Origin of the sequence: Streptomyces sp. AK010 (assembly GCF_014207295.1) — a bacterium.
GTDB lineage: Bacteria > Actinomycetota > Actinomycetes > Streptomycetales > Streptomycetaceae > Streptomyces > Streptomyces massasporeus.
Genome location: NZ_JACHCX010000026.1, coordinates 1 through 21,240, shown reverse-complemented (window position 1 = coordinate 21,240; position 21,240 = coordinate 1). Strand labels below are relative to the sequence as shown.

The window sequence follows — 21,240 nt, the reverse complement described above, 5'->3', positions numbered from 1 at the left end:
CGGGCGCCGGGCACGGACCTCGCCGCCCCGGCCTCCACCTCCACCGAAGCCGCACCACGCGTCCCGGCTCAAGGATCCCGGCAGGCGGCGATCCCCCAGCCCCTGCCCACCGACGTGTTCGCCGATCTCCTCGTCGCCGTCCTGAGCGGCCACCGCCCCGTCCACTCGATGCTGCGCCACACCCGCGGCCGGGCCTACGACGAACTGGCCTGGCTGGCCGAACGCGGCCCCCTGCGCACCCGTGGCGCCCGCCCCGTCGTACGCGACATCGGCTACTTCGAACCGCGCCCGGGCGCCATCGAGGCCTTCGCACGCGTCGGCGCCGGTGACCGGCTGCGCGCCATGGCCTTCCGCCTCGAACTCGGCCAGGACCTCCGCTGGCGCTGCACGGCGGTGGAACTCGGCCCCCGCCCGCCCTGCCCGGAGTCCGACTGAGGCGCACAGAGCCAAGGGGCCGGACACCCTCAGGGACGCTGTTGGTTAATCCCGGCCTTCGCGTGACGTCGGCTCCCAAGACCTTGTTGTGGTCGTGGGAGCCGACGTTGTCGTATGGGGAGGGTGTCGATGTCGATGCAGCCGCGGGAGCCGGGGGAGATCCCGGTGGAGACGGTGCGGGTGGCCCGGGCGGCTTTCCCGAAGGGCAGCCTGGCGATCCGGGTGCGTGATGAGCTGGGTGTTCTGGGGAAGGACCGCTACAAGATCCGTGCCGGGGTCGAAGGAACCATCTCCCAAGGAGTGCGAGCCTGCGGCCTGCGCAGATCCCGCTACCGCGGACTCGGCAAGACCAGCCTCCTGCACCAGCTCACCGGCGCCGCGATCAACCTCATCCGCATCAGCGCCTGGCTCAGCGACAAGCCCCACGCCCGGACCCGCACCAGCCCACTGGCAGCACTTCGCCCCGCCGCATAACGACGGGGCGAAGCATCAGGGCTGGGCATTAAGCCAACAGCGTCCCTGAGGGTGTCCTGCCCCTCAAGCCGCTACGGCGCCCCGGCAACCGTCACTTCTTGCGACGGCCCCGGCCCCGCGACTGCTTGCGCCGCTCCGCACGCGTCAGGCCGTCGGCCTCGGAGCGCACCGGCTCGCCGTCCTCGGTGAAGTCACCCTCGATGGTGCCGCCCTCGCCGTCGACCGTCGGCGCGGAGAAGTGCAGGTTGCGCCGCTGCGGGACGTCGAGCCCCTTGGCGCGGATCTCCGGCCGGGAGCCCGCCTGTGCCGGCACCGCGTCCTGCTTCTCGAGGTCGGCCACCGGCTTGGTGTCCTCGACCGGGACCTCCTCGACCTGCTGCTCGACCTGGACCTCCAGGTTGAACAGGTAGCCGACGGACTCCTCCTTGATGCCCTCCATCATGGCGGTGAACATGTCGAAGCCCTCGCGCTGGTACTCGACCAGCGGGTCCTTCTGCGCCATGGCGCGCAGGCCGATGCCCTCCTGGAGGTAGTCCATCTCGTAGAGGTGCTCGCGCCACTTGCGGTCCAGGACCGACAGCACGACCCGGCGCTCCAGCTCGCGCATGATCTCGGAGCCGAGCTGCGCCTCACGCGCCGCGTACTGGTCGTGGATGTCGTCCTTGATGGAGTCGCCGATGAACTCGGCGGTCAGCCCGGCGCGGTCGCCTGCCGCCTCCTCCAGCTCCTCGACGGTGACGTTGCACGGGTAGAGCTGCTTGAAGGCGCCCCACAGCCGGTCGAGGTCCCAGTCCTCGGGGAAGCCCTCGGCGGTTTCGGCCTGGACGTAGGCGTCGATGGTGTCGTCCATGAAGTGCTGCACCTGCTCGTGCAGGTCCTCGCCCTGCAGGACGCGGCGCCGCTCGCCGTAGATGACCTCGCGCTGGCGGTTGAGGACCTCGTCGTACTTCAGGACGTTCTTACGGGTCTCGAAGTTCTGCTGCTCGACCTGCGACTGGGCGGAGGCGATCGCGCGCGTGACCATCTTGTTCTCGATCGGCACGTCGTCCGGGACGTTCGCCATCGACATCACGCGCTCGACCATCTGGGCCTTGAACAGCCGCATCAGGTCATCGCCGAGGGAGAGGTAGAAGCGGGACTCGCCCGGGTCGCCCTGTCGGCCGGAACGACCGCGCAGCTGGTTGTCGATACGCCGCGACTCGTGCCGCTCGGTGCCCAGCACGTAGAGCCCGCCGAGCTTCTCGACCTCGTCCTTCTCGTTCTGGACGGCCTTCTCGGCCCGCTCGAGCGCCTCGGGCAGGGCGTGCGCCCACTCCTCGATGTGCTCCTCGGGGTCGAGGCCGCGCTGGCGCAGCTCCGCTTCGGCGAGGTCCTCCGGGCTGCCGCCGAGCTTGATGTCCGTACCACGGCCGGCCATGTTGGTGGCCACGGTGACGGCGCCCTTGCGGCCGGCCTGGGCGACGATCGTCGCCTCCCGGTCGTGCTGCTTGGCGTTGAGCACCTCATGCTGGATGCCGCGCTTGCTGAGCTGCTGCGAGAGGTACTCGGACTTCTCGACGGAGGTCGTGCCGACGAGGATCGGCTGGCCCTTGCGGTGCTTCTCCTCGATGTCGTCGACGACCGCTTCGAACTTGGCGACCTCGGTCCGGTAGATCAGGTCCGACTGGTCCTTGCGGACCATCGGCCGGTTCGTCGGGATGGGCACCACGCCGAGCTTGTAGATCTGGTGGAACTCGGCGGCCTCAGTCATGGCCGTACCGGTCATGCCGCAGAGGCCGGGCTGTTCCTTCTCGTTGTGGTCGTGGCGCTTGTAGAGGCGGAAGAAGTTCTGAAGGGTGATCGTGGCGAGCGTCTGGTTCTCGTCCTTGATCGGCACCGCTTCCTTGGCCTCGATCGCCTGGTGCATGCCCTCGTTGTAGCGGCGGCCCGCGAGGATACGTCCGGTGTGCTCGTCGACGATCATGACCTCGTCGTCGATGATGACGTAGTCCTTGTCCTTCTTGAAGAGCTCCTTGGCCTTGATGGCGTTGTTCAGGTAGCCCACCAGAGGGGTGTTCACCGACTCGTAGAGGTTGTCGATGCCCAGCCAGTCCTCGACCTTGGCGACACCTGACTCGTGGATGGCGACCGTGCGCTTCTTCTCGTCGACGTCGTAGTCGCCGGTCTCCTCGAGACCCTTGAGCGGCTGGCCGGCCTCGCCGCGCTTGAGGCGCTTGACCAGCTTGGCGAAGTCCCCGTACCACTTGGTGGCCTGGTCGGCCGGGCCGGAGATGATCAGCGGCGTGCGGGCCTCGTCGATGAGGATGGAGTCGACCTCGTCGACGATGGCGAAGTTGTGGCCGCGCTGGACGAGCTCGTCCTGGGACCACGCCATGTTGTCGCGCAGGTAGTCGAAGCCGAACTCGTTGTTCGTGCCGTACGTGATGTCGCAGGCGTACTGCTCGCGGCGCTGAGCCGGCGTCATGTTGGCGAGGATGCAGCCGACCTCGAGGCCCAGGAACCGGTGGACGCGGCCCATCATCTCGGAGTCGCGCTCGGCCAGGTAGTCGTTGACCGTGATGATGTGGACGCCTTTGCCGGACAGGGCGTTCAGGTACGCCGGCAGGGTGCCGACGAGGGTCTTGCCCTCACCGGTCTTCATCTCGGCCACGTAGCCCATGTGCAGGGCCGCGCCACCCATCATCTGCACGTCGTAGTGACGCTGGCCGAGGACGCGCTTGGCGGCCTCGCGGACGGTGGCGAACGCTTCGGGCAGCAGGTCGTCCAGGGTCTCGCCGTCGGCGTAGCGCTGCTTGTACTCATCGGTGAGGGCGCGCAGCTCGGCGTCGGAGAGGTCGACGAAGTCCTCTTCGATGGAGTTGACCTGGTCCGCGATGCGGTGCAGCTTGCGCAGGATCTTGCCTTCGCCTGCACGCATGATCTTCGAGAGGACGGACACGGGGGTTGGTCTCCTTGCCGGTCGGGCCTGGGACGGTCGGTTACCACTTGACTCACTGAGCAACGGCCATCGTATGCGAGGACCCCGCCGCGCCGGGAGGGCCTGCCGTGACGGCGACCGTCCGCTGCTTCAATTCTGATTCACGTCTGCTTCAAAGGGGACAACGTGCGGCCCCCTCGGATAGTGCCGCACCTCCCCACCGAATTGCACAACGCGTGACCACCCCTTCACTGACGGCGAAGACATGGCGTCGTGACGGGCATCCGAGCAGAATCAGTCGATGGACCCCGTCACCCTCACCACGGACCGTCTCCTGCTGCGCACGGTCGGCTCCCAGGAGACCGACGCGGTGTACGACGCCTGCCAGGACCCCGACATCCGGCGTTGGACCACGATCCCCTCGCCCTACCTGCGCGAGCACGCCCGGAGCTTCACGGAACAACTGGTCCCCGACGGCTGGGCGGACGGCTCCATGTTCACCTTCGGCGTCTTCCTGCACTCCGGAGAACTGGCGGGCATGCTCGGCATCACCCTGCGCGCCCTGGGCATGGGCGAGATCGGCTTCTGGGCCACGAAGGAGCACCGCGCCAACGGCTACGTCACCGAGGCCGCCTTCGCCGCCTGCCGCTGGTCCTTCACCCACGCCGCCCTCGACCGCGTCGAATGGCGTGCGGAGGTGGGGAACCGGGCGTCCCGCGCGGTGGCGGAACGAGCGGGCTTCACGATCGAGGGCACGCTGCGCTCAGCGATGAACAACAAGGGAGTACGCCGGGACATCTGGGTGGGTTCCCTGCTCCCCTCGGACATGGGCCTCCCGTCAACGGCGCCGTACCTGCCGGCGCGCTGACCGGCCCGCCCGTTCGGCGGCGCCGTACCTGCCGGCGCGCTGACCGGCCCGCCCGGGCAGACCCGCAGGTCACACCCCGTTGTCAGTCCCACCCCCTACTCTGCGGCCATGACCACCCCGCGCACCGTCGCAGACCTCTCCGCCGACGAGGCCCGCAGAATCGCGCTCCGCGCCCAAGGCTTCCTCGGCGCGCCCGACCGCCGCTCCGGCGTCCGCGGCATCCTCCGCCACCTGGGCGCGATACAGCTCGACACGATCTCGGTCCTGGCCCGCTCCCACGAACTCGTGCCGTACGCCCGCCTGGGCGCGGTGGGCCGCAAGACGGTCGAGGACGCCTATTGGCAGGACACGCACTCCTTCGAGTACTGGTCCCATGCCGCCTGCATCCTCCCCATCGAGGAGTGGCCCCACTTCGCCTTCCGCCGCCGCGCCTACCGCAACCGCCCGCATTGGAACCACGATCTCCCCGACGGCGCCTACGACCAGGTCATCAAGCAGCTCCGCTCCGAAGGCCCCCTCACCGCGACGGAGTTGGGCGGCGCGAAGAGGACGAGCGACTGGTGGGACTGGTCCGGCTCCAAGGTCGCCGTCGAACGCGCCCTGATGTACGGCGAGGTGGTCTGCGTGGAGCGCCGAGGCTGGAAGCGCCTCTACGACCTCGCCGAGCGTGCCGTCCCCAAGAAGCTGCTGCACGACGAGCTGGACGACACCGAGTGCCTGCGCCGCCTGGTCCGCCTGGCGGGCCGTTCCCTCGGGGTCGGCACCCGCGCGGACATCGCCGACTACCACCGGCTCAAGGGCGAGCAGGTCGACGCGGTGATCGCGGAATCGGGCCTGGTCCCGGTCTCGGTCGAGGGCTGGGGCAAGCCGGCCTGGGCCGACCCCGCGGCCCTCGAAACGCCGCCGCGCGGCCGCCACCGCACCACGCTCCTGTCGCCTTTCGACTCCCTGATCTGGGAGCGGGCGCGCACGGAGCGGATCTTCGGCTTCACCCACCGCTTGGAGGCCTACGTCCCCAAACAGAAGCGCGTGTACGGCTACTTCGCGATGCCGGTGCTGGCCGGAGGGCGTCTCGTCGGCCGCGTGGACCCGGCCCGCGAGGGCCGCACGCTGGTGGCCAAGCAGGTCACGCTGGACGGCCCGAAGGCCGTGCCGGCGGTCGCCCAGGCCCTGGCGGAGGCGGCGACCTGGGTGGACTGCACGACCGTCCGCGTGGAGCGGGTCGACGCACCTGACCTGCGCGAGCCCCTGACGAAGGAACTCGCCGGCCTCCTCGGCTGAGACCGAGGGCTCTGGCCGAGCCCGGTCCCTGGGCGAGACCGGTCCCTAACGGATCTCGAGGATCTTCTCCCGCATCGCGTACACCACCGCTTCCATCCTGGAGTGCAGCTGCAGCTTCTCCAGGATGTTGCGGACGTGGTTCTTCACGGTGTTCTCGGAAATGAACAACTCCTTGGCGATGTCGCGGTTGTTCATTCCCGTGGCGACCAGCTTCAGGACTTCCAGTTCGCGGTCGGTCAGGCGCGGCGCGGGCACCAGCCGGCGTTCGTCCGTGCGCTGGATCATCGACTTGAACTCCGTGAGGAGTTTCGACGCCATGGACGGGCTGATCTGCGACTGCCCGTCGGCCACGGCGCGAATGGCGGTGGCGACCTCGTCGGTGGAGATCTCCTTGAGGAGATAGCCGGTCGCACCCGCCTTGATGGCGTCGTAGAGATCGGCTTCCTCGTCGCTGATCGTCAGCATGATGATTTTGGCGCTGGGTGCCACCTCCTTGATGGAGGTGCACGCCTCGATGCCGCCCCGCTTGGGCATCCGCACGTCCATCAGGACGATGTCGGGCAGCAGGTCGGCGGCCTTCTCGACGGCCTCGGCGCCGTCGCCCGCCTCCCCGATGACCTGGATGTCCTCCTCGGCCGCGAGCACGATCTCCAGGCCACGGCGGAACAGGGCGTGGTCGTCCACCACGAGGACTCTGATCGGTTCCTTGCGTGGAGTCCCCGAGTCGGGGCCCATGCCGACGACGCCGTCGTCGGCATCCTCGTCACGCACCGGTCCGAAGCTGTCCGCCATCGTTCCTCCCCCTGAAGGCTGTGGCCTGAGGTCCTGAGCCATCGCCAACCCAGAGCAACGACCCACCGGTTGGGCCGTGGCCACCATGATTTCATGCCCGGACGGCACCGGGGTGCCGGAGCGGGGCTCGAAGTGGTCGCACGGGGGTGCCCCTGGGGGCGCACACGCGCTCCAGGGGCACCTGTTCCGCTGTCACCCGGCATGGTCAGCCGCCGAGCGCACCGCCCGCGTCCGGGGAGTGCGCCTGGGTGACCATCGTGTCCGTGCTGAGGTGGATCACGCCGTAGTCATAGGCGTGCCGTCGGTAGACGACACTCGGTTCCTTGGTCTCGGAGTCGACGAACAGATAGAAGTCGTGCCCGACCAGTTCCATCTCGTAGAGAGCCTGGTCGAGGGTCATGGGCGCTGCGACGTGGGTCTTCTCGCGGACGACGATGGGGCCGTCACCCTGCACTTCCAGCGAGCCGATCTTCTTCGTGGGTACGGCCTCGCGCTCCTCCTCGGGAGCCGGCACGAGTCCGTTTCCGTTGAGCGTCGCCACACCCGGGACGTGGTCAGCGACCTCGGCGGCCGGGATCCGGCGCGCACCACGGCGCGAATACCGCTTGTCGTGCTGCCTGCGCAGTCGGGCTTCCAGCTTCTCCGCCGCCAGGTCGAGCGCCGCGTACGGATCGCTCGCCGCTGCCTCCGCCCGGATCACCGGACCGCGGGAGCGGAGCGTGATCTCCACTCGGTCGCAACGGTCGGCCTGCCGGGGGTTCGGCTCCTTGGACACCTCGACGTCGAGGCTGATCACCTTGCCATCGAGCTTCTGGATCTTCTCCAGCTTCAGCTTCTCGGCCACGTGCTTCCGGAACCGCTCAGGCACCTCGGTCTTGCGGCCCTTGACGACGATGTCCACGCAGAACTCCGTTCCCGGATCGCTCCGCTTCGGTGCGGAGCGTCTCCCTTTTGCACCAGGCTCCGGTGAGTCCCGGAACCTCGGACTCGGTGACGTCCACCTCCTCCCCCGCGAGCGAGATCTCCACTCCACCGTCGCGAGTGATGATGAAAAACCCGCAGCACGGCATTCGGTTGTGAGAGGTGTGGCCTGCGGCTTTCCCTCTCACCGAACATATCTCGCCCGGGCGGATGCCGTCACCCTCTACTGCGGCGTACCTCCGTTCAGGTGAATAGGTCCTCTCGTTACCTGCAACGACACAAGATCTCAGTCAGTTCCGGTTTATTCCGAAAGAGTCCGGTGAGGCCGCGACCACTGCCGCGCACACCACGTCAACGACTCCGCCGGCGTCACCCGCGCCCGCGTTTACCTGCCGGGCGGGCCGCCGACCTGTCCTCTCCCGCCTTGATCCGACGTTCTGTTCCTCTCTGCTTTCCCACGTCTCTCCCCCGTACACGGCCGAAGTCCACGCAGCGTTCGGAATCGGCCCCGACGCCCCGAACGGGCCCCCGGGCGCGGACGGGGCCGCCCGCACGGCTCGCGCGGCCTCCGCCAGGGAGGCGCCCGTGGTCATCACGTCGTCGACGAGGACGACCGGCCCCCCGCAGAGCAGCCGCGCCCCTGCGGGAGCCACCGCCAGAGCGCCCGCGAGATTGTCCAGCCGCTGCCGGGAGTTGAGCCCCGACTGGTCGGCCACGGCCCGCCGCTGCCGCAGCACCCCGACCACCCGCGCCGGAAGTCCCCTCCGCCGCAACTCACCCGCAGCCGCGAGCGCGATCCGCCGCGCCGGATCATGCCCCCGGGCCCGCACGGAGCGCCGCCCGGACGGCACGGGCACGAGCAGCACAGGAGCCCTGCCGCCCCACGACCGCACCACCCCGGCCCCCGCGGGAGCCGAGGCGCGCCGGAGCCCCGCCCGCACGGCCCCCGCCAGCGCCACCCCGAGCGGTCCGGCGAGCGCCAGGGCACCGCGCTCCTTGTGGGCCAGCAGCGTCGCCCGGACCTCGTCCGCGTACCGGGCGGCCGCGTGCACCACGGGCAACCCGGGCGGCTCCGGTACCGGCCGCACCCGGTGCACCGCCCCTCCGCACAACACCGCACGGCACCGCGCGCACAGCACCGTGCGAGGCACTCCGCAACCTCCGCACTCGCCCGGCAGCACCAGGTCGGTGAGGTCCTGCCACCACCCCCGCATGACTTCCACTGTGCCGACACGGGCCCGACCCTGCCACCCCTGTGGACAACGGCCTGTGGACAACCCAGCGCTCCACCACCAGCGCGTCCCCCACACGAGCGGACCCCGTAGACCCCGTAGGAGCGCCCCCCCCCCCGCGAGAGCCACGGTCAGCGGCCCCCTTCGCGGCTCCGAAAACACCACGGGCCGCCCCTCCCGAGTCGACCTCGGCAGGAACGGCCACCTACCCCCAGCACCCCGGCCACATCTGCCACCGGGACGCTCACACCTCACCCCGGATAGACCGGCGCCGTCCCCTCCGTCACCTTCTTCCACTGCTCGCCCGACGGAAGGCGGACGATGCCGTCCACGGAGTACGCCACCAGCGGCAACCGGTCGTCCTCGGCAGCCGTGACCTCCTTGACGCCCGTCAGGGCCGCGGGCGCCGGCACGTCCGGCGTGGAGCCGTCGACCTGGACGTACCGCATCTGCTCGACGCCACCGTGCTCGCGCCCGACCACCACGAGCCGGCTGTCCCCGGCCCACGACATAGTGGTGACCTGCTCCAACTCCGGTGTCGCGGAGCGTAGTTCGACCACACTGACGGCCGGCTTCCCACCCGGCTTGTCGTCCCGCTCGATCAGCCCGAGGAACAGGGTCTTCTTGCCGCCCTTCTCCACGACGAGCGCGATGCGCACCCCGTCGGCGGCCACCCGCACGGAGTGGATCCGTCCGTCCAGGTGCGGCATCCGCACCTCCACCGGATCGCCCTTGCCCTCCTCGAAGAGGAGCAGCCGGGGATGCCCGGGGTCGCGGTCGGCCACCCACAGGCCGTCGTCCGCGTCCCAGCTGGGCGTCGTCAGCCGGTCCTTCTCGGCCCGGCCCTGGCTGCGCAGCAGCGGCTCGCCCAGCGAACCGCCCGAGACCAGCGACCCCACGTACAGCGACCTGCCGTCGAGACTGACCCCTGCCGCGGTGTGCTCGTCACGCGAGACCGCCGCCGACCGCAGCGCCGTGTCGCCCTCGCCGAGCGCCCCCGGCGCCGCGTCCGGGTCGGTGCCGCTGTTGCCCGTGGGGATCCGTACGAGCCGGTGCTTGCCGTCCACGAAGTACAGGTAGTCGGGGTGGCGCGCCGAGCTCCGGGAGGCCGCCGCGTCGGCCGCCCCGCGCGTGAGCGAGCACAGCTCCGATCCGCCGGCCCGCAGCCCGACCTCGTCCACGGCCGGGCTGAGGTTGCGCAGCGTGAACAGGATCTGGGCGGCCATCTCCTGGCACTGGTTGGTGCCGACGCCCGCCGCCTTGTGGTTGAGCGGGATCGTCAGCTTGTTCCGGTCGTCGGGCGTCAGCGCGCCGACGTCCTTCGCCAGCGCCGTACCGGTGGGGAAGCTCGACCTGACCACGGGCCCGAGCCATCGCGTGGGCCCACTGAGCAGGGAGCTCACCATCTGTGTCATGGGATCCACGCGCCGGCGCACGTAGACGGGGTCGGCGACCGCCGTGGGCTGGGACTTCGACCCGGCCGCAACGCTGTTCGAGGCGAAGTAGTACTTGCTCACGGACATGTAGTTGCGCAGGAAGTCCGACTCGCCGATGACGACACCCTGCGGCAGCGCGTCGATCCGCCACTGCCGCTTGCTGTCCTGCGTCAGGTGCACGCTCCTGCCGTACGCCCCGGTCGCCGGCGCGTAGGCCTGCTGTGCGTCGACGGTGGCGACCTTGGTGCCGGTCAGCATGTACGAGATCTCGCCTGTGTCCTCCCCGCCGCCGCCCGCCTCGGGTTTGGCACCGGGTCCGTCGGTCAGCACCGTGGCGGACGCCTCGGGCCGCCACTCCTTCGCGGCCTCGCCGGTCAGGTACTGGCGCGCGGTCTTGTAGTGCGGGTCGTCGCTGGTGAGCGCCTCCAGGAAGCCCTGCACGATCTCCGAGGGCGGCGCGTCCTCCCCCGGCGGCACGGCGAAGACCCGCACCTGGGTCTCCTGACGTGGCGTGGACTCCACGCCCCGCAGATCTCCGCTGTCCGGCATCGAGGCGCACCCCGCCAGCACCAGGACGCCACCGGCGGCGTACGCCATCACGCGCGCGGGCCTGCGCCGGCCGCGCCCCTCGCGGTCAGCGCCCACGAGATGCCTCCCCTTGCCTGTCCACGTCCCCCGGCTCGCTCTCCCGGCCGCTGCCCTCGTCTGGCGGCCCGTTCACCACCGGATCCCGTCCGGCCCGGCCACCGTCACCCTCGTCGCGCCCGGGGCCTTCCCGGCCCCTCGCAGCCCCGCGGGAACCCGACTGCTCGTCCGCCGGTGACGTGTCCTGCCGCCGCGTGCCCGAGGCGGGCCTGGGCACCACGCGCGAACCGTTGCCGGGCAGCGCCGTGGGGTCCGCGCTGGGGGCGACACGCGGCGGTATCGGGTCCCGCTTCGCCCCCTGCGGCACCGACCCGCTCACCGGCTGCGCCGGCACGGTCGCCCGCTTCTCGCCGTCCCCGCCGCCACATGGCAGCCCGGCGTCGTCGAGGCCCCGGTTCCGCCGTGAGTCCTTGGGCTCCAGCGGTATCGGAGAGCCCCTCAGCGGCTCGTCGGCGGTCCTGGGCAGCGTCAGCCGGAACTGAGAGCCACCGCCCGGCTCGCCCCACGCCTGCAGCCAGCCGCCGTGCAGCCGCGCGTCCTCCAGAGCGATGGACAGACCCAGGCCCGTACCACCCGTGGTACGCGCGCGTGCCGGATCGGCCCGCCAGAAGCGGCTGAACACACGGGTCGCCTCGCCCGGCTTGAGCCCGACCCCGTAGTCCCGCACCGCCACAGCGACCGCACCGCCCGCCGCCGCGAGCTTCACGACGACGTCCTTGCCCTCGCCGTGTTCGACGGCGTTGACGACGAGGTTGCGCAGCACGCGCTCCACGCGCCGGGCGTCGGCCTCGGCGACCACGGGCTGCTGGTCGCCCAGGATCCGGATGTGCGTGCCCTTGCGCTCCGCGAGCGGCTCGGCCCCGCTGACCACCCGCCGTACGACGTTCCTGAGGTCTATCGGCTCCGCCTCCAGCGCCGCGGCACCGGCGTCGAACCGGCTGATCTCCAGCAGGTCCGCGAGCAACGACTCGAACCGGTCCAGCTGATCGGCGAGCAGCTCTGCCGACCGCGCGGTCACCGGATCGAAGTCCACCCGCGCCTCGTGGATGACGTCCGCGGCCATCCGTACGGTCGTCAGCGGCGTACGCAGCTCGTGCGACACGTCCGACACGAACCTGCGCTGCATCCGCGACAGGTCCTCCAGCTGGCTGATCTTCAGCTGAAGGTTCTGCGCCATCTTGTTGAAGGCCTCACCGAGCCGCGCGATGTCGTCCTCGCCGGTGACCTTCATACGTTCCTGAAGCCGCCCGGCCGACAGCCGCTCCGCGATTCCCGCCGCCATCCGCACCGGCGTGACGACCTGCCGCACGACGAGCCAGGCGATGGCCCCGAGCAGGACCACGACGAACAGCCCGGCCGTCGCCAGCGTGCCCTTGACCAGGCTCAGCGACTTCTCCTCCTGGGTGAGCGGGAAGAGGTAGTAGAGCTGGTACGGGTCGCCGTTGGGGTCGTTGACCTGCTTGCCGATGACCAGACCCGGCTGGGAGTCCTTGGTCGGGTTGTTGTACGTGATGCGGGTGTAGCTCTGCGCGGCCGTCGTACTGCTGCCGATCCGCTCGCGCAGGTCGGCGGGGACGCTCCTGCTCCAGTCCACCTCGCCGGAGGCACGCTGCCCGCGGCCGCCCGCGCCTCCCGCGTCGGACGCCGGGAGCGTCACCACCTCGAAGGCGCCCTGGCCGCCGCTGGACAGCGAGGACACGAGGTCGCTCATCCACGGGGTGACGTTCTGCGCGGGACGCCCGTCCGAGGTGGCGGCCTCGTCACCGGTGCCGCTCGCCGCCTCGTCGGCCCGCTGCTTGGCCACCGCGAAACCACCCGTGGCCTGGCTCTGGGACGCCTTCACCTTGGCGTCGAGCAGGCCGTTGCGCACCTGCCCGATGACGACGAAGCCCAGCAGCAGCACTACGCCCAGCGACATCAGCAACGTCGTGACGACGACCTTGAGCTGGATGTTGCGCCGCCACAGCCGCATGACGGGCAGCAGCGGCCGGCGCACCCACCGCATGAACAGGCGGATGACCGGGCTGCCCTGAACCCCGCCCCGGAGCAGCCCGCTCTCCAGGAACCGCGCCCAGCGGGAGCCGGGATTCTTCCGCCCGACAGGCCGCTCCGGCCGGGACCCGGACCGGCCGGGCGCCGAAGCGGCACTGTCGCCGGTCATGTCAGCTCGGCCCTGCCTTGTACCCGACGCCACGGACGGTCACCACGATCTCCGGCTTCTCCGGGTCCTTCTCGACCTTGGAGCGCAGCCGCTGCACATGGACGTTGACCAGCCGCGTGTCCGCCGCGTGCCGGTAACCCCAGACCTGCTCCAGCAGCACCTCGCGCGTGAACACCTGCCACGGCTTGCGCGCGAGCGCGACCAGCAGGTCGAACTCCAGCGGCGTCAGCGCGATCGACTGCCCGTCCCGCTTCACGGAGTGCCCCGCCACGTCGATGACCAGGTCACCGATGGCGAGCTGCTCCGGAGCGGGCTCCTCCGACCTGCGGAGCCGCGCCCGGATCCGGGCGACCAGCTCCTTCGGCTTGAACGGCTTCACGATGTAGTCGTCAGCGCCCGACTCCAGGCCCACGACCACGTCGACCGTGTCGCTCTTCGCGGTCAGCATCACGATCGGCACGCCCGACTCCGCCCTGATCAGACGGCACACCTCGATGCCGTCCCGGCCGGGCAGCATCAGGTCGAGCAGCACCAGATCGGGCTTGGCCTCACGGAACGCGGCCAGCGCCTTGTCACCGTCGGCCACGAACGACGGCTCGAAACCCTCACCACGCAGCACGATGCCGAGCATCTCGGCCAGTGCGGTGTCGTCGTCGACGACCAGGACTCGTCCCTTCATAAACGACATCATCCCATTCTCATAACAGCGGCGAAGGCAGTGGTGAGGTAGGTCACCGGCCAGTGACCATAGTCGCAGCAAGCGCTACTGTCTGCCCTCGCCCGCCCCCCGATGATCTCGACGCGAGCACCGGCGGCCCTTTTCCCGGGCCCGGAACGACGGCGAAGGGGCCCAGGACGGATCGAGGCCGAGGAGAGCCGGCGAGCGAGGGTGCCGGAGCCAGCTCCGGCACCGCCCACCCTCCGCAGCGGTCGACTCAGCCCGCCGTGACCGCACCATGTGCAAGCCCCACACACCCGCCACAGGCCCCACAGCGCCCGGCTCAGCCCGCCGTGACCCTCTGCGACCGCGCACACACCTCGGCGAGTGCCTCAGCGGTCACAGGTGAAACGACGCCCTCCTCCGTGACGATCGCCGTCACGAGTTCGGCCGGAGTCACGTCGAACGCCGGGTTGTACGCCTGCGTCCCCAGCGGCGCCACCGGTATCCCGCCGCCCGCCTCCGTACCGGCCACCGGCACCTGCGGCGCCGTCACCTCGGTCACCTCGTGCCCGGGACGCTGCTCCACCTCGATGGACGCCCCGTCCGCCGTGTCCAGATCCACCGTCGTCACCGGCGCCACCACGATGAACGGCACATGGTGATACCGCGCCAGCACCGCCAGCGGATAGCTCCCGACCTTGTTCGCCACCGAACCGTCCGCCGTGATGCGGTCCGCCCCGATCAGCACCGCGTCCACCTCCCCGGCAGCGAACAGCGACCCCGCCGCGCTGTCGGTGAGCAGCGTGTACGCCATCCCGCTGCGAGCCGCCTCGTACGCCGTCAGGCGGGCGCCCTGCAGCAACGGCCGCGTCTCGTCCACCCACAGCCGCCGCAGCCGCCCCGTCCGGTGCGCCGCGAGCGCCACCGCGAACGCCGTGCCCTCACCGCCCGACACCAGCGAACCGGTGTTGCAGTGGGTGAGGACCCGGTGCCCGCCGCCGGGCAGCAACTCGTCCAGCAGCGCCAGTCCGTGCTGGGCCATCCGCCCACTGGCCTCGGCGTCCTCCCGGTGCAGCTGCCGCGCGGCGGCAAGCGCCGCCGCGGCCGCCTGCCGGACGTCTCCGCCCTTGGCGAGCGCCGCCTCGTGCGCCGAGTGCGCCCGGCGCACGCCCACGGCCAGGTTCACCGCGGTCGGCCGGGCACCCGCCAGCGCGGCCGCCGCCTCGTCCACATCGAAGCCCCGCATGGCGGCGAGCGCGACGCCGTACGCTCCCGAGATGCCGAGCAGCGGTGCCCCGCGCACCGCCAGCGAACGGATCGCCTCCACGAGTGCGGACGCGTCCGTACAGACCAGTTCGACCTCCTCGGCAGGCAGCCTCGTCTGGTCCAGAAGGACCAGAACGGGGCCTTCCGGTGGCTCTTCCCAGCGGAGCGCCGGGATCTCGGTCGGCCGCTTGTCATCGCCGCTGTGCGCGTACTGATCAGCCATGCCGTCAGTCTGCCCCCGATCGAGCGGACAATTGAAGGTACGCAGCCCACACCGCGGCCGGTCACTCCAAGACCACCCCATGGCACGATGGCTGCCAACCTGCCGCCGCGCCCGCGGACGGGCACCGTGAAGGAGCGACGATGAACGACACTCCGGGCTGGGCCTCGCCCGGATCCGCCCCGTCCGACGGCCGGAAGCCGGACCAGTCCGGCCCCGCCGAGCCCACCGACCGCCCCGCACAGCCCGCGGACCAGCCGGCCCAGCCCGGCCAGGCCCCGCAGGGGCCCGGCCCGCAGTGGTCCAAGGACCAGCCGCCGCCGGCCCAGTGGTCGGCCCCCAGCGGCCCCTCCGTCCCCGGCCAGGCACCCCCGCCCCCGCCCCCCGGCCCGGGCTGGGGCAACCAGCCCCCCGGCGGCTACGGCCCCGGCGGACACGGACCCGCAGGCCAGGGCGGATACGGCGCCCCCGGGCGCCCAGGCGGCTGGGGCGGCGGCTGGGGCGGTCCCCCGCCCGCCGCCAAGCCCGGCGTCATCCCGCTCCGCCCGCTCGGCGTGGGCGAGGTCCTCGACGGCGCCGTCTCCACCATGCGCACCTACTGGCGCACCGTCCTGGGCATCTCTCTGACCGTCGCCGTCCTCACCGTGCTCATCGTCGTCCTCTTCCAGGGCCTCGTCCTGGACGACTCCAGCACTGACGCCCTCGACGACCCCAGCGCCACCCTCGGCGAGCTGAGCCGCGCCATGGGCGACGCCCTGCTCAACTCCTCCGTCGTCTTCGTGATCTCCCTGGTCGGCACCGTCATCGCGACCGCTCTGCTCACGACCGTCACCAGCCGCGCCGTGCTCGGCAAGTCGGTGACCATCGGCGAGGCCTGGCGGGACGCCCGCCCTCAGATCCTCAAACTGTTCGGCCTCATCTGCGTGTTGCTGCTCATCACCGTCGGCGTCGTCACCATGGGAGCCCTGCCCGGCCTCCTCGTGACCGTCGCCGGGAGCAGCGGCGCCGGCGTCGCCCTCACCGTCCTCGGCATCATCGGCGCCGGCATCGTCGCCCTGTGGCTGGCGATCCGCTTCTCCCTCGCCTCTCCCGCCCTCATGCTGGAGAAGCAGGGCATCAAGAAGGCCATGAGCCGCTCCGCGAAGCTCGTCCAGGGCACCTGGTGGCGGATCTTCGGCATCCAGCTGCTCGCCACGCTCATCGCGAAGGTCGTCGCCTCGATCATCGTCATCCCCTTCACCCTCCTCGCCGCGGCCCTGAGCGGCGACGGCCTCACCGGCTGGCTCAACACCGGTGTCGGCAGCCTCGGCTGGTCGTTCCTCATCATCAGCGGCATCGGCTCGGTGATCGGCTCCATGATCACGTTCCCGATCACGGCCGGCGTCACCGTGCTCCTCTACATCGACCAGCGCATCCGCGGCGAGGCCCTCGACCTCGAACTGGCCCGCGCCGCCGGTGTCCAGGGCTACGGCTCCACCGCCCCCGGCGCCACCCCGGGGAGCTGATGCGGTGAGCCTGGCGGGGGACCTTCTCACAACGGCGCTGCCACGCGCCGGCATACGGACGCTGCTGAGCGCCGGCGACACCTCCCTGCTGTCGTCGGCCCGCTCCTCCGACGACCCGCCCCTCACCATCCCGCGCGACCCCGCGCGGGAGGCGGCCCGACGCGAACTGTCCAAGCGGATGTACCACGAGAACGACCCCAGCCTGTTCCAGCGCGCCCTCGACGCCTTCTGGGAATGGCTCGGCAAACTCTTCAACGCCGCCTCGACCGCCACCCCCGGCGGCAGACTCGGCCTGATCGTCATCATCCTGGCCGTCGTCGCGGTCCTGGCAGCCCTGTGGTGGCGCTTGGGCACCCCCCGCCGCCAACCCACCTCGTCCGCAACCCTGTTCGACGACCGCCCTCGCAGCGCCGCTGAGCACCGCTCCGCCGCCCAGGCACACGCCGCCCAGGGCCACTGGAACCAGGCCGTCCAGGAACGCATGCGCGCCCTCGTCCGTGCACTGGAGGAACGCGCCCTCCTCGACGTCCGCCCCGGCCGCACCGCAGACGAGGCCGCAGCCGAGGCCGGCCGGGCCCTGCCCGCCCACACCGACCGACTGCGCACCGCCGCCCGCGACTTCGACGACGTGACGTACGGGGGCCGCTCGGCGACCGAGGAGTCGTACCACCGCATCGCGGAACTCGACCGCGACCTGGAACGCACCAAGCCCCAGCTCGCGACGAGCAGCGCCGCCACGGCCCCCGACACCCGCCAGGGAGCCGCCGAATGACCACCGAGGCCACCCTCACGTCCACCCCGGCCTCGCCCACCGCCCGCCAGGTGTGGACCCGCGCGCGCGGCATCGCGCTCGCCCTCGTGGTGCTCCTCGCGGGAGCCGTCGCCATCGCCGTCGTCCGCTCCGACGCCCGCCACGGCGAACTCGACCCGCGCTCCGCCGACCCGGGAGGCAGCCGCGCCGTCGCCGAACTCCTGGCCGACCGGGGCGTGGACACCCGCGTGGTCACCACCCTGGACGAGGCGGCCACCGCAGCCGGCCCGGACACGACCCTCCTGGTTGCCGCCCCCGACCTGCTGACCCCCGCTCAGCAGACCCGTCTGCAGGCGGCGTTCGCCGACTCCGGCGGCCGCACCGTCCTGGTCGCCTCCGGCAGCGCCTCCGTCGAACGGCTCGCCCCCGGCGTCACCGCAGACCCCGCCACCAGCCTGGACTCCACGCTCGCCCCCGACTGCGCCCTGCCCGCCGCCCGACGAGCAGGCACCGCCGACACCGGCGGCGTCCGCTACACCACCACCCACCTCGGCGCCGACGCGTGCTACCCCAGCGAACGCCTGGCCACCCTGCTCCGCCTCCCGGACGAGAAGGGGAACGGCGACACCATCGCCCTCGGCGCGCCCGACATCCTCCTCAACGACCGCCTCGACGAGCAGGGCAACGCCTCGCTCGCGCTCCAACTCCTCGGCTCCCGCCCCCATCTGGTCTGGTACCTCCCCTCGCTCTCCGACACGTCGGCCAACGGCACCGACGACGAACGCAGCTTCTTCGACCTGCTCCCCTCGGGCTGGCTCTGGGGCACCCTGCAGCTCTTCGTCGCCGCAGCCCTGGCCGCCCTCTGGAGGGCACGCCGACTGGGCCCCCTCGTGCCCGAAAAACTCCCCGTCGCGATCCGCGCCTCCGAAACCGCCGAAGGCCGCGCCCGCCTCTACCGCAAGACCGACGCCCGCGACCGCGCGGCCGACGCTCTTCGCTCCACCACCCGCACCCGCCTCGCCCCCCTCGTAGGTGTCCCCATCGCCCAGGCACACACGCCCGAGGCCCTGCTCCCCGCCCTGTCCGCCCACCTCCACGGCGCCGGCCAGGACCAGCACGCCCTCCTCTTCGGACCACCGCCCAGCGACGACGCAGCACTCATCGCACTCGCCGACCGACTCGACGCCCTCGAAAGAGAGGTACGCCGTCCATGATGGACCCGACCACTGACAACGCCGGGCCGAGCGGGGACCCGGGCACCGCCCGCGACGCCCTGGAGGCCCTGCGCGCCGAGATCGCCAAGGCCGTGGTCGGCCAGGACCCCGCCGTCACCGGTCTCGTCGTCGCCCTGCTCTGCCGCGGCCACGTCCTCCTCGAAGGCGTCCCCGGCGTCGCCAAGACCCTCCTGGTCCGCGCCCTCGCCTCGGCCCTCGAACTCGACACCAAGCGCGTCCAGTTCACCCCCGACCTCATGCCGAGCGACGTGACCGGCTCCCTGGTCTACGACACCCGCAGCGCCGAGTTCTCCTTCCAGCCCGGCCCCGTCTTCACCAACCTCCTCCTCGCCGACGAGATCAACCGCACGCCCCCCAAGACCCAGTCGTCCCTCCTGGAGGCCATGGAGGAACGCCAGGTCACCGTCGACGGCACCCCCCGCCCCCTCCCCGACCCCTTCCTGGTCGCAGCGACCCAGAACCCGGTCGAGTACGAGGGCACCTACCCCCTCCCGGAAGCCCAGCTGGACCGCTTCCTCCTCAAACTCACCATCCCCCTCCCCTCCCGCCAGGACGAGATCGACGTCCTGACCCGCCACGCCGAGGGCTTCAACCCACGAGACCTCCACGCCGCCGGCGTACGCCCCGTAGCGGGCCCGGCCGACCTGGCAGCAGCCCGCGCAGCGGTCGCCAAGACGACGATCTCCCCGGAGATCACCGCCTACGTCGTCGACATCTGCCGCGCCACCCGCGAGTCGCCGTCCCTCACCCTCGGCGTCTCGCCCCGAGGCGCCACGGCCCTCCTGGCCACCGCCCGCGCCTGGGCCTGGCTGACCGGCCGCGACTACGTCATCCCCGACGACGTGAAGGCCCTTGCCCTCCCGACCCTCCGCCACCGCGTGCAACTGCGCCCGGAGGCCGAAATGGAAGGCGTGACGGCCGACTCCGTCATCAACGCGATCCTCGCCCACGTCCCCGTCCCCCGCTGATGGCACTCACCGGACGCGCCGCCCTGCTCGCGGCCCTGGGCTCCCTCCCCGTCGGCATCTGGGAGCCCAGCTGGACAGGCATCCTGGCGGTCAACACCCCCTTGGCAGTGGCCTGCGCCTGCGACTTCGCACTGGCCGCCCCCGTGCGCCACCTCGGCCTGACCCGCTCCGGCGACACCTCCGTACGCCTCGGCGAGACGGCGGACGTCACCCTCACCCTCACCAATCCGTCCCGCCGCCCCCTGCGCGCCCGGCTCCGCGACGCCTGGCCCCCCAGCAGCTGGCAGCCCGGCACGGAAACGACCGCCTCCCGCCACCGCCTCACGGTCCCTCCGGGCGAACGCCGCCGCATCACGACCCGCCTACGCCCCACCCGACGAGGCGACCGCCAGGCCGACCGCATCACGATCCGCTCGTACGGCCCCCTCGGCCTGTTCGCCCGCCAGGGCACCCACAAGGCTCCATGGACGGTGCGCGTCCTGCCCCCGTTCACCAGCCGCAAGCACCTGCCCTCGAAGCTGGCCCGCCTGCGCGAACTGGACGGCCGCACCAGCGTCCTCACCCGAGGCGAGGGCACGGAGTTCGACAGCCTGCGCGAATACGTCCCCGGCGACGACACCCGTTCCATCGACTGGCGCGCCACAGCCCGGCAGACCACGGTCGCCGTACGCACCTGGCGCCCTGAGCGCGACCGCCACATCCTCCTGGTCCTCGACACCGGCCGCACCTCGGCCGGCCGCGTGGGCGACGCACCGCGCCTCGACGCCTCGATGGACGCGGCCCTCCTCCTCGCAGCCCTCGCCTCCCGCGCCGGCGACCGCGTGGACCTCCTCGCCTACGACCGTAAAGTCCGCGCCCTGGTCCAGGGCCGCACCGCGGGCGACGTCCTTCCCGCCCTGGTCAACGCGATGGCCACGCTGGAGCCGGAGCTCGTCGAAACGGACGCGCGGGGCCTCGCAGCCACCGCTCTCCGTACGTCCCCCCGCCGCTCCCTGGTCGTCCTGCTCACCACCCTGGACGCAGCTCCCATCGAAGAGGGACTGTTCCCAGTACTGTCCCAGCTCACCCAGCGTCACACGGTATTGCTGGCATCAGTGGCCGACCCGCACATCACCGACATGGCGAAGTCCCGGGGCAATGCCGACGCCGTCTACGAAGCTGCAGCAGCCGCCCAGGCCCAGTCGGAACGCCACCGCACCGCAGAACAACTGCGCCGCCACGGCGTCACGGTTGTCGATGCCACACCGGACGATCTCGCGCCGGCACTCGCGGACGCGTATCTGGCACTGAAATCCGCGGGACGCCTGTAACAAATAGGGCCCCCGAAAGGGGGCCCAACGCAGAAAACCCCCGCATCCGAAGATGCGGGGGTTTTCCCAATGATTGTTCGGCGGCGTCCTACTCTCCCACAGGGTCCCCCCTGCAGTACCATCGGCGCTGTAAGGCTTAGCTTCCGGGTTCGGAATGTAACC

16 protein-coding genes, 1 rRNA gene and 1 pseudogene are annotated in these 21,240 nt (G+C 71.3%); 9 read left to right on the top strand and 9 right to left on the bottom strand.

Annotated elements, in window-relative coordinates; translation table 11 throughout:
• Window positions 1-114 precede the first annotated feature (114 nt).
• Together HDC93_RS39835 and HDC93_RS33710 are read left to right on the top strand one after the other, a co-directional pair.
• Entirely contained in the window at window positions 115-435 is a 321-nt protein-coding gene (locus HDC93_RS39835; RefSeq protein ID WP_398987428.1) for an Rv3235 family protein, read from the top strand.
• A gap of 249 nt (window positions 436-684) precedes the next feature.
• Window positions 685-909: pseudogene (locus tag HDC93_RS33710) on the top strand (transposase); the annotation flags it as partial.
• Window positions 910-1,000: 91 nt separating this feature from the next.
• Here the strand turns inward: HDC93_RS33710 and secA are convergent.
• Window positions 1,001-3,847 carry a preprotein translocase subunit SecA gene (gene secA / locus HDC93_RS33705; RefSeq protein WP_185014623.1) on the bottom strand — a complete coding sequence of 949 codons (2,847 nt, stop codon included), beginning with the start codon at window positions 3,845-3,847 and terminating at the stop codon, window positions 1,001-1,003.
• A 280-nt stretch (window positions 3,848-4,127) separates the two neighbouring features.
• On the opposite strand from secA, the gene HDC93_RS33700 reads away from it, so the two are divergent.
• Window positions 4,128-4,694, top strand: coding sequence for a GNAT family N-acetyltransferase (locus HDC93_RS33700; protein ID WP_185014622.1), 567 nt, complete (start codon window positions 4,128-4,130; stop codon window positions 4,692-4,694).
• Window positions 4,695-4,802: 108 nt separating this feature from the next.
• On the top strand, window positions 4,803-5,975 hold the full coding sequence (locus HDC93_RS33695; protein WP_185014621.1) for a winged helix-turn-helix domain-containing protein: 1,173 nt from the start codon (window positions 4,803-4,805) through the stop codon (window positions 5,973-5,975).
• Between the two features lie 45 nt (window positions 5,976-6,020).
• Here the strand turns inward: HDC93_RS33695 and HDC93_RS33690 are convergent, their stop codons facing one another.
• The 7 genes from HDC93_RS33690 to mtnA form a co-directional block, all read right to left on the bottom strand.
• Entirely contained in the window at window positions 6,021-6,767 is a 747-nt protein-coding gene (locus tag HDC93_RS33690) for a response regulator transcription factor (protein WP_185014620.1), read from the bottom strand.
• Window positions 6,768-6,972: 205 nt separating this feature from the next.
• The gene (gene hpf, locus HDC93_RS33685; RefSeq protein ID WP_185014619.1) at window positions 6,973-7,668 is read right to left on the bottom strand and encodes a ribosome hibernation-promoting factor, HPF/YfiA family; all 696 of its coding nucleotides are present in this window, start codon (window positions 7,666-7,668) and stop codon (window positions 6,973-6,975) included.
• 310 nt (window positions 7,669-7,978) lie between these two features.
• Window positions 7,979-8,902, bottom strand: coding sequence for a ComF family protein (locus HDC93_RS33680; protein ID WP_185014618.1), 924 nt, complete (start codon window positions 8,900-8,902; stop codon window positions 7,979-7,981).
• A gap of 269 nt (window positions 8,903-9,171) precedes the next feature.
• Window positions 9,172-11,001: an LpqB family beta-propeller domain-containing protein gene (locus HDC93_RS33675; RefSeq protein WP_185014617.1), complete on the bottom strand. Its 1,830-nt coding sequence runs from the start codon at window positions 10,999-11,001 to the stop codon at window positions 9,172-9,174.
• Window positions 10,991-13,162, bottom strand: a complete 2,172-nt coding sequence (mtrB, locus tag HDC93_RS33670; RefSeq protein WP_260419915.1) for an MtrAB system histidine kinase MtrB — start codon at window positions 13,160-13,162, stop codon at window positions 10,991-10,993. The genes HDC93_RS33675 and mtrB overlap by 11 nt, the downstream gene beginning before the upstream one ends.
• A gap of 1 nt (window position 13,163) precedes the next feature.
• A complete protein-coding gene (gene mtrA / locus HDC93_RS33665; protein WP_009188938.1) occupies window positions 13,164-13,853 on the bottom strand; it encodes a two-component system response regulator MtrA in 690 nt (229 codons plus the stop codon).
• A 310-nt stretch (window positions 13,854-14,163) separates the two neighbouring features.
• Entirely contained in the window at window positions 14,164-15,312 is a 1,149-nt protein-coding gene (gene mtnA / locus HDC93_RS33660) for an S-methyl-5-thioribose-1-phosphate isomerase (RefSeq protein ID WP_185014616.1), read from the bottom strand.
• A 140-nt stretch (window positions 15,313-15,452) separates the two neighbouring features.
• Between mtnA and HDC93_RS33655 the strand changes: the two genes are divergently transcribed.
• Genes HDC93_RS33655 through HDC93_RS33635 form a run of 5 tightly spaced genes read left to right on the top strand, consistent with a single transcriptional unit; the run spans window position 15,453 to window position 21,078 of the window.
• Window positions 15,453-16,814, top strand: a complete 1,362-nt coding sequence (locus HDC93_RS33655) for a proline-rich domain-containing protein (RefSeq protein ID WP_185014615.1) — start codon at window positions 15,453-15,455, stop codon at window positions 16,812-16,814.
• Window positions 16,815-16,818: 4 nt separating this feature from the next.
• On the top strand, window positions 16,819-17,586 hold the full coding sequence (locus HDC93_RS33650) for a DUF4129 domain-containing protein (protein ID WP_185014614.1): 768 nt from the start codon (window positions 16,819-16,821) through the stop codon (window positions 17,584-17,586).
• Entirely contained in the window at window positions 17,583-18,779 is a 1,197-nt protein-coding gene (locus HDC93_RS33645) for a DUF4350 domain-containing protein (protein WP_185014613.1), read from the top strand. Before HDC93_RS33650 ends, HDC93_RS33645 begins: the two co-directional genes overlap by 4 nt.
• Window positions 18,779-19,768, top strand: a complete 990-nt coding sequence (locus HDC93_RS33640) for a MoxR family ATPase (RefSeq protein WP_185014661.1) — start codon at window positions 18,779-18,781, stop codon at window positions 19,766-19,768. The genes HDC93_RS33645 and HDC93_RS33640 overlap by 1 nt, the downstream gene beginning before the upstream one ends.
• The gene (locus HDC93_RS33635; protein WP_185014612.1) at window positions 19,768-21,078 is read left to right on the top strand and encodes a DUF58 domain-containing protein; all 1,311 of its coding nucleotides are present in this window, start codon (window positions 19,768-19,770) and stop codon (window positions 21,076-21,078) included. The genes HDC93_RS33640 and HDC93_RS33635 overlap by 1 nt, the downstream gene beginning before the upstream one ends.
• A gap of 75 nt (window positions 21,079-21,153) precedes the next feature.
• Here the strand turns inward: HDC93_RS33635 and rrf are convergent.
• A 5S ribosomal RNA gene (gene rrf, locus HDC93_RS33630) occupies window positions 21,154-21,240 on the bottom strand; the annotation flags it as partial.